Annotated in this window: 7 protein-coding genes, 1 tRNA gene and 1 pseudogene; 7 read left to right on the forward strand and 2 right to left on the reverse strand. The window is 63.4% G+C overall.

The features are described 5' to 3' along the window. The 4 genes and pseudogenes from tolB to truA all read left to right on the forward strand — a co-directional run. Window positions 1-190 (forward strand): annotated as a pseudogene (tolB, locus tag RMO81_RS11415) (Tol-Pal system protein TolB); the annotation flags it as partial. A 37-nt stretch (window positions 191-227) separates the two neighbouring features. Next, a complete protein-coding gene (pal, locus tag RMO81_RS11420) occupies window positions 228-788 on the forward strand; it encodes a peptidoglycan-associated lipoprotein Pal (protein ID WP_310476002.1) in 561 nt (186 codons plus the stop codon). Window positions 789-831: 43 nt separating this feature from the next. Then, the gene (gene fmt, locus RMO81_RS11425) at window positions 832-1737 is read left to right on the forward strand and encodes a methionyl-tRNA formyltransferase (protein WP_310476003.1); all 906 of its coding nucleotides are present in this window, start codon (window positions 832-834) and stop codon (window positions 1735-1737) included. Then, window positions 1734-2498, forward strand: coding sequence for a tRNA pseudouridine(38-40) synthase TruA (truA, locus tag RMO81_RS11430; RefSeq protein WP_310476005.1), 765 nt, complete (start codon window positions 1734-1736; stop codon window positions 2496-2498). Before fmt ends, truA begins: the two co-directional genes overlap by 4 nt. Window positions 2499-2777: 279 nt before the next feature. Here the strand turns inward: truA and RMO81_RS11435 are convergent, their stop codons facing one another. Beyond that, complete coding sequence (locus tag RMO81_RS11435; RefSeq protein ID WP_310476006.1) at window positions 2778-4271, reverse strand: alkaline phosphatase; 1494 nt, start codon at window positions 4269-4271, stop codon at window positions 2778-2780. 37 nt (window positions 4272-4308) lie between these two features. Further along, window positions 4309-5235 (reverse strand): 2-oxoglutarate and iron-dependent oxygenase domain-containing protein, encoded by a 927-nt coding sequence (locus RMO81_RS11440; protein ID WP_310476007.1) that lies wholly within the window; start codon window positions 5233-5235, stop codon window positions 4309-4311. Window positions 5236-5360: 125 nt separating this feature from the next. Here RMO81_RS11440 and RMO81_RS11445 point away from each other — a divergent pair, with 125 nt between their 5' ends. The 3 genes from RMO81_RS11445 to RMO81_RS11455 form a co-directional block, all read left to right on the forward strand. Then, window positions 5361-6245 (forward strand): DUF481 domain-containing protein, encoded by an 885-nt coding sequence (locus RMO81_RS11445; RefSeq protein WP_310476008.1) that lies wholly within the window; start codon window positions 5361-5363, stop codon window positions 6243-6245. 80 nt (window positions 6246-6325) lie between these two features. Beyond that, window positions 6326-6402: transfer RNA gene (locus RMO81_RS11450), tRNA-Met, on the forward strand. 16 nt (window positions 6403-6418) lie between these two features. Beyond that, a partial coding sequence (locus RMO81_RS11455) for an isoaspartyl peptidase/L-asparaginase (protein WP_310476009.1) occupies window positions 6419-6841 on the forward strand: 423 nt, incomplete at its 3' end.

The raw sequence follows: 6841 nt of genomic DNA on the forward strand, positions 1-6841 counted from the left end.
CCTGCTGACCAACGGTTATCAGGATGAAGGCCCGTCGTGGTCGCCCAATGGCCGGGTCATCTTGTTTGCCCGTGGCGCACGTTCGGGTCGAACGGGCTTGTGGTCGGTGGATATTTCCGGCTTGAATGAACGCAGTATCGCGACCCCGCTGGATGCATCGGATCCGGCATGGTCACCCTTGTTGCCTTGAGACCGATCGATCGTCAGCTGGAAAAGGAGCCCCCCACATGATCAGCCATCTGCCGAAACTGCCGCTACCGAAATTGCCGCTGATTGCCCTTGTCATGCTTGCTGCCGCCTGCGCGCCGAAGAAGCCGCCGGTCGCACTGGAAGCGCCACCGGCCACAGCGCGCCCGGAAATGGCGTCGCCGCCCGCTGAAGAGCGCCCGGCGACGGTTGAAACCGGCGGCAGCAGCATTGTCCCCGGCAGCCAGGATGATCTGCGCGCCAAGGCGGGCAGCGATACGGTGCTGTTCGGTTATGACAGTTATGAACTGGATGGCGTGGCCCGCGCCACGTTGCTGCGCCACGCCGAATGGCTGCGCGCCAATCCGCAGGTTCGGGTCACGCTGGAAGGCCATTGCGATGAACGCGGCACCCGTGAGTATAACCTGGCGCTGGGCGATCGCCGCGCCAATTCGGCCAAGAATTTCCTTGCCGGCCAAGGCGTTGATGTGGCCCGCCTCACCACCATTTCCTATGGCAAGGAAAAACCCGCCGTTGATGGCAGCGATGAAGCCGCCCACGCGCAGAACCGTCGTGCGGTGACCATGGTGATGAACCGCTAAGTCCCCTTCCCTCGGCTTGGCTTAACCGATAACAGGCGTGCGCATGCGGATCATCCACATGGGCACGCCCTTTTTTGCCGTTCCGGCGCTCGATGCGCTGGTGGCGGCCGGGCACGAGATCATCGCGGTCTATACCCGTGCGCCAAAGCCGGCGGGTCGCGGCAAGCAATTGCAGCACAGCCCGGTGCACGCCCGCGCGCTCGAACTTGGCTTGGCGGTATTCACGCCGCGCAGCTTTCGCGATCCGGCGGCGGTGGCGGAATTTCTGCACGTGGCGGCGGATTGCGATGTCGCTGTGGTCGCCGCTTATGGGCTGATCCTGCCGCGCGCCGTGCTGGACGCGCCGCGACTGGGCTGCCTCAACATCCATGGCTCCCTTTTGCCGCGTTGGCGCGGGGCGGCACCGATCCAGCGCGCCATATTGGCGGGCGACGACGTGACCGGCGTGACCATCATGCAGATGGAAACAGGCTTGGATACCGGGCCAATGCTGGCCACGGCCGCAACCGCGATTGCCGCCAAGACCAGTGGCGAGCTGTTCGGCGAGCTGGCGACGTTGGGCGCTGAACTGCTGATCGATGTGCTGGCGAACCCGCGGGCTGCTGTCGCGCAACCGGAAGCGGGCGTGACACTGTCGCCGCGCATCGACAAGGCCGAAGCCCATCTCTCCCCCGGCTTGCCCGCCGCCGTGCTGGAACGCCAGGTGCGCGCCTTCAATCCGGCGCCGGGCGCCTGGCTCGAAATCGGCGGGGAACGGGTGAAGATCCTTGCTGCCAGTGTGGAGCCCGGCCCCGCCGCTATCGGAAACACTGTCGACGACAGGCTTGGCATTGGCACCAGCAACGGCGTGCTGCGCCCCACCATCGTGCAGCGCGCCGGCAAACCGGCCATGCCTATCAAGGCCCTGCTGAATGGCTGGCGGGTGCCAGCGGGTACGCCCGTCGCGTGAATCGGTTTCGCTTCACGGTCGAATATGACGGCCGACCCTATATGGGGTGGCAGCGCCAGCCGCACGGCCCGTCGGTGCAGGCTGCCATCGAAACGGCGATCAAGGACGTGACCGGCGAAACGGTTGATGTGCTCGCCTCTGGCCGCACCGATGCCGGCGTGCATGCCCGCGCCATGCCGGCCCATGCCGATATCGAAAAGACCATCAGGCCGTTTCAGTTGATGGAAGCGATCAATGCCCGGCTGAAGCCGCAGCCGGTGGCGATCCTGGAATGTGCCCTGGCGCCAGGCTGGCACGCGCGTTTTGATTGCACAGGCCGGCGCTACCGCTATCGCATCGTCAATCGCCGCGCGCCGCTCACGCTTGATGCCGGGCTGGCGTGGCGGGTGCCGACCCCGTTGGACGAAGCCGCCATGCACGCCGCGGCCCAAAGCCTGGTTGGCCAGCATGATTTCACCACCTTCCGTTCGGCCAAGTGCCAGGCCAAATCGCCGATCCGCTCGCTCGAACGGCTTGAGGTGACGCGCGTTGGTGACGAGGTGCATATTTATGCCGCAGCGCGCAGTTTTCTGCATCATCAGGTGCGATCAATGGCTGGCTGCCTGAAGCTGGTTGGCGAAGGCAAGTGGACCGCCGACAATCTGGTTGCCGCGTTGGCCGCCCGTGATCGCGATGCGCTGGGCGTCAATGCGCCGCCCGACGGGCTCTGCTTCATCGGCGCCACCTACCCCAAACTGTCGGTAGGCTTTACAACTTACTAAAATTTTAGATTTCCCGTGTGTGTTGAATCAGCGACTTGCCGGCCATCGTAAAATTGGCACGCTAATTGCAAGATTAATCTCAGTCGCCACTGAAGCAGAACAACATGCCCCAAGGGCCTCATCTTGCACACAACCAAACCACACCGCTCGCGAGGCGTGTCTGGCTTTGGTTGGGCCTGTCGATCGGCACCGCCGGCGGCTTGGTAGCTGGCTGGCTGATCGCCGGCTGATCCGCTCGTATGGCTGGCTTAACGCCAGGACAAGCAGGTGTTGGCTGGCTTAACGCCAGCCAAGCGCCTCCGCCATTATGTGAAAAATCACATTCTGCTCCATCACACCGCGCACCAGATCGGCGCGCGGTCCTTCGGCAAACAGCGCGACGTCTTCGCCGCCATGGCTTTCGGAATCGGTGCCGTGGGTCTTGTTGGCCAGGTAATTGGGCTCCGTTGGCGGCAACAGGCGTGACAGGCCCGGGCTGACAAAGGCACCATTGGCATAGCTCAGCGTGGTCATCGGTTGGCCACGGTCGTCCAGCGCCCAGCCTTCCTTGCTCAGTGCGCCATCGCTCTCACCGCCGCGCACCGGCTTGATATAGCCCAAAATGTCGTTGCCGCGCTGCGGATAGCCGGCAATGGTCAGCACATGGCTGTGATCGGCGGTGACCAGCACCAGCGTGTCATCCAGATTTACCGATTTCAGCACATCTGCGACCGTGGCGCTGAAAATCTGCGCTTCGTTAAGGGCGCGATAGGGATTGCTGGCGTGGTGGGCATGATCGATGCGCCCGCCTTCAATCATCAGATAATAACCCTTGCCGCCGCGCGTCTTGGCGCTGTCTTGCAGGCGGGCCAGCGCAAACCGCGCCATCTCGCGCAGTCCGGGTTCGGCATCATCCTTGCGATCATGTTCAAAACTGATGTGATCGGCATTGAACAGGCCCAGCACCGGCCCAGCATCGCGGTTGCCGAGCGCGCGCAGCCCCTTGGCATCGGCCACAAATTTGCCCTGCGGCCACGCCTTCAACCACTCTTCCACCAGATTGCGGCCATCGTCACGGTTGCCGCCTTTGCCGGCCGGCAGGAACCGGGCCCCGCCGCCGCCCAGCGCCACGTCAAAACCGCCCTTGAAGGCGACCAGCTGGCTGGCAAGATCCGGGCAGCCCGATGCACGGTCAGCCGCCGGATAGCCACGATCCGCCCCTTCCCAGTTGCGGCTCGGCGCATGGCCATACACTGCCGCCGGTGTGGCGTGAGTGATGCGGGTGGTGGTCACAATGCCCAGCCCCATGCCTTGGGCGCGGGCGATCTCGGCCAGCTTGCGGGGCAGCTTCTCGGGGGTCTTGCAGGCTTCCGGGCCCTGATCGGCGCCGAAATTCAGCACGCCGATGCGGGTTTTCACGCCGGTGTTGAAGGCGCTGGCGGTTCCGGCACTGTCGGCTACTTGAGCGTTGGTGTTGTAGGTTTTCACCAACGCGGTGTTGGTCATCTTGTCCCAGGCCAGGTTGTTTTCCTCGCCCGCTGCTGGTGTCCGGCCGTCAATCGGGCGCTGGCCATCAAAGATGCGGGCGGCGGTGATCGTTGAAATGCCCATTCCATCACCCACCATCAGGATGATGTTCTTTGCCCGCTTGGGTCGGTTCACCACCTTCAACCGCGCATCCAGCGCAGCGCGGCCATCGGCCCACCAACTGTCCTTCACCGGCGTATCAAGCACCGGGGCAGCCGAAACGGCGGTGCCCAACGTGGCAGCCAGCAACAAAGCGCGCATCATCATGTCAATTCCCCTGCCCAAAGCTCTTGCAGCGCGGATGTTACAGCAATTTGATATCGCGCAGCCGTTCCAGCAAATAGTCGTTGGCGGTGATCGGCGGCTCTTCGCGGGGGCCGCCGGGCAGCGCCGTGATCAGATAATCCGGCCGGAAATGCAGGAAAAACGGCGTAGAATAGCGCGCCACGCCCATGCGTTCCGGCGCCGGATTGACGACGCGGTGGGTGGTTGATGGCAGCCGGTGGCCGGTCAGCCGTTGCAGCATATCGCCCACATTGCACACCAGGCTGCCGGGCGGCGCATCGATGAAGCGCCACTCGCCATCCTTGCCAAGCAGTTGCAGCCCGGCTTCCTCGGCACCCAGCAGCAGGGTGATGACGTTGATATCCTCGTGCGCCCCGGCGCGGATGGCGCCAGCTGTCTCTGGTGGCACAGGCGGATAATGCAGCAGCCGCAGGATCGAATTGCCGTCGCGCACCGGATCAACGAAGAAATCAGGGGCAAGGCCCAGATGCACGGCAATCGCGCGCAGCAACGTCCCGCCCGTGGAATCGAGCGCATCAAACAACGCACCGAGAGCGGCCTCAAACTCCGGCACCTCCGCGGGCCACAAATTGGGCGGCATCACACCTGCATAGGCGTGCCCAGCCGGCAATTCACGACCGACATGCCAGAATTCCTTCAGATCGGCCTTGGCGTGGCCCTTGGCGGCTTCAACACCAAACGGCGTCAGCCCGCGCTGGCCGCCACCGCCGGGCACGACATAGGCCCGCTTCACGGCTTCGGGCAGCGCAAAGAACGCCTTGGTGGCGGCATTGGCTCGGGTAATCAGGCCCTGATCGATGCCATGATCAGACACCACGGCAAAGCCGGTGCGGGCAAAGGCATCGCCAAAGCCGGCGGCAGCTGCGGCAAGGTCGCTGTTGACCAGCGAGAGCGGAATCGGTGTGATGTTGGCAGTGAGGGTCATGCCACTTCTTTGCAACAACTGCGGTGTAAATCCCATCCCCGAAACATCCCTACCCCTGTTGGCTTGACCGCATTTGCTATCCGACCGAGAATCCAAGCCTGTCTGCCTGAGAAGGACCCATGATCATGCGCCGCTTGCTTCCCCTTGTTGCCCTGTTGGCGTCCTCCCCGGCTTTGGCTGATCCGATCCCGGCTGCAGTAGATGCCATGATCGAATCGGCAGCGACCAACCCGGCCAATCTTGCGGTCATCGCTGACATCGCGAAAAAAACCAATCCGGCCAGCGCTGCCGAAATCGATGCCAAGGTTGCCGGGATCAATGCCACTGCTGCCAAGGCCAGCGAAGAGAAACTGGCTGCACAAAGCTTCCTGGAAGGCTGGGCCGGCCAGGGCGAAGCGGGCGGTTTCATTTCGACCGGCAACACCGAAAACCGCGGCCTGGCCATCGGCGTGAACCTGTCAAAGGAAAGCCGCCAGTGGAAACATGCGCTGCGCGGTATCGTGGATTATCAGGAAAACAATGGCGTGGCCTCACGCGAACGTTATTTCGCCGGCTATGAAGGCAATTGGAAGTTCAGCAGCCGTGCCTATGTCCTGCTGGCTTTGAGCTGGGAGCGGGACAAGTTCACCGGCTTCACCAGTCGCTTTACCGAAGCTGTGGGCATTGGTTATCGCCTGGTCGACAGCCCGCGCCTGACAATCGCCATCGATGGCGGCCCGGCCCTGCGCCAGACCCGGTTCATCACCGGATTTGCCGATAACAGCGTGGCGGCTCGTGCCGGGTTCAATGCCAACTGGCTGATCAACGACGTGATGACCTTCACCCAGACCGCGACCTATTATTATGACGACAGCAACAATTCGCTGCTGGCACTGTCGCAGTTGACCGCCAAGCTGAACAGCCGACTGTCGGCGCGGTTTTCGTTCCAGTACAACAATGAAAGCAACCCGCCGGCCGGCCGCGAGAACAGCGATACCGTCACGCGCGCCACGCTGGTCTACAGTTTCTGAAACCCAGTGGACCGGCCCGCCTGAAAGGCGGTTGACCCAGTTTGGAGGCGCCACTATAGCAGCGCCTCCCAAACGCCTGTGGCAGCGTAGCTCAGTTGGTGAGAGCGCCGGATTCATAACCCGGAGGTCGGCAGTTCAAATCTGCCCGCTGCTACCATCCCTTACGGTAAACCATGTCTGAAATCCCTGCCTGGTCGCTGATCGTCCACGGTGGCTGCGGACGGCTGTCGCCTGAGACTCTGCCAGGGCCAGAAGCCGAATGTCGCGCCGGGCTCGTGGCGGCTCTCGCTGCGGGCAAAAACGTGCTGCGCGATGGTGGCAGTGCCGTCGATGCCGTGGTCGCCGCCGTCGCCAGCCTCGAAGATCACCCGCTGTTCAACGCCGGGCGCGGCGCAGTATTCACCGCCGAAGGCCGCACCGAGCTGGATGCGGCCGTAATGGATGGTGCCAGCCGCAAGGCCGGCGCGGTCGCCGGGGTCACCCGGACGCGCAATCCGGTGCAACTGGCGCGGGCCGTGCTGGACAACAGCCCGCATGTGCTGCTGGCGCGCGACGGGGCCGATGCGTTTGCCCTCGAACAAGGGCTTGAGCAGGTT

Origin of the sequence: Sandarakinorhabdus sp., from assembly GCF_031422795.1 — a bacterium.
Classification (GTDB): Bacteria; Pseudomonadota; Alphaproteobacteria; order Sphingomonadales; family Sphingomonadaceae; genus Sandarakinorhabdus.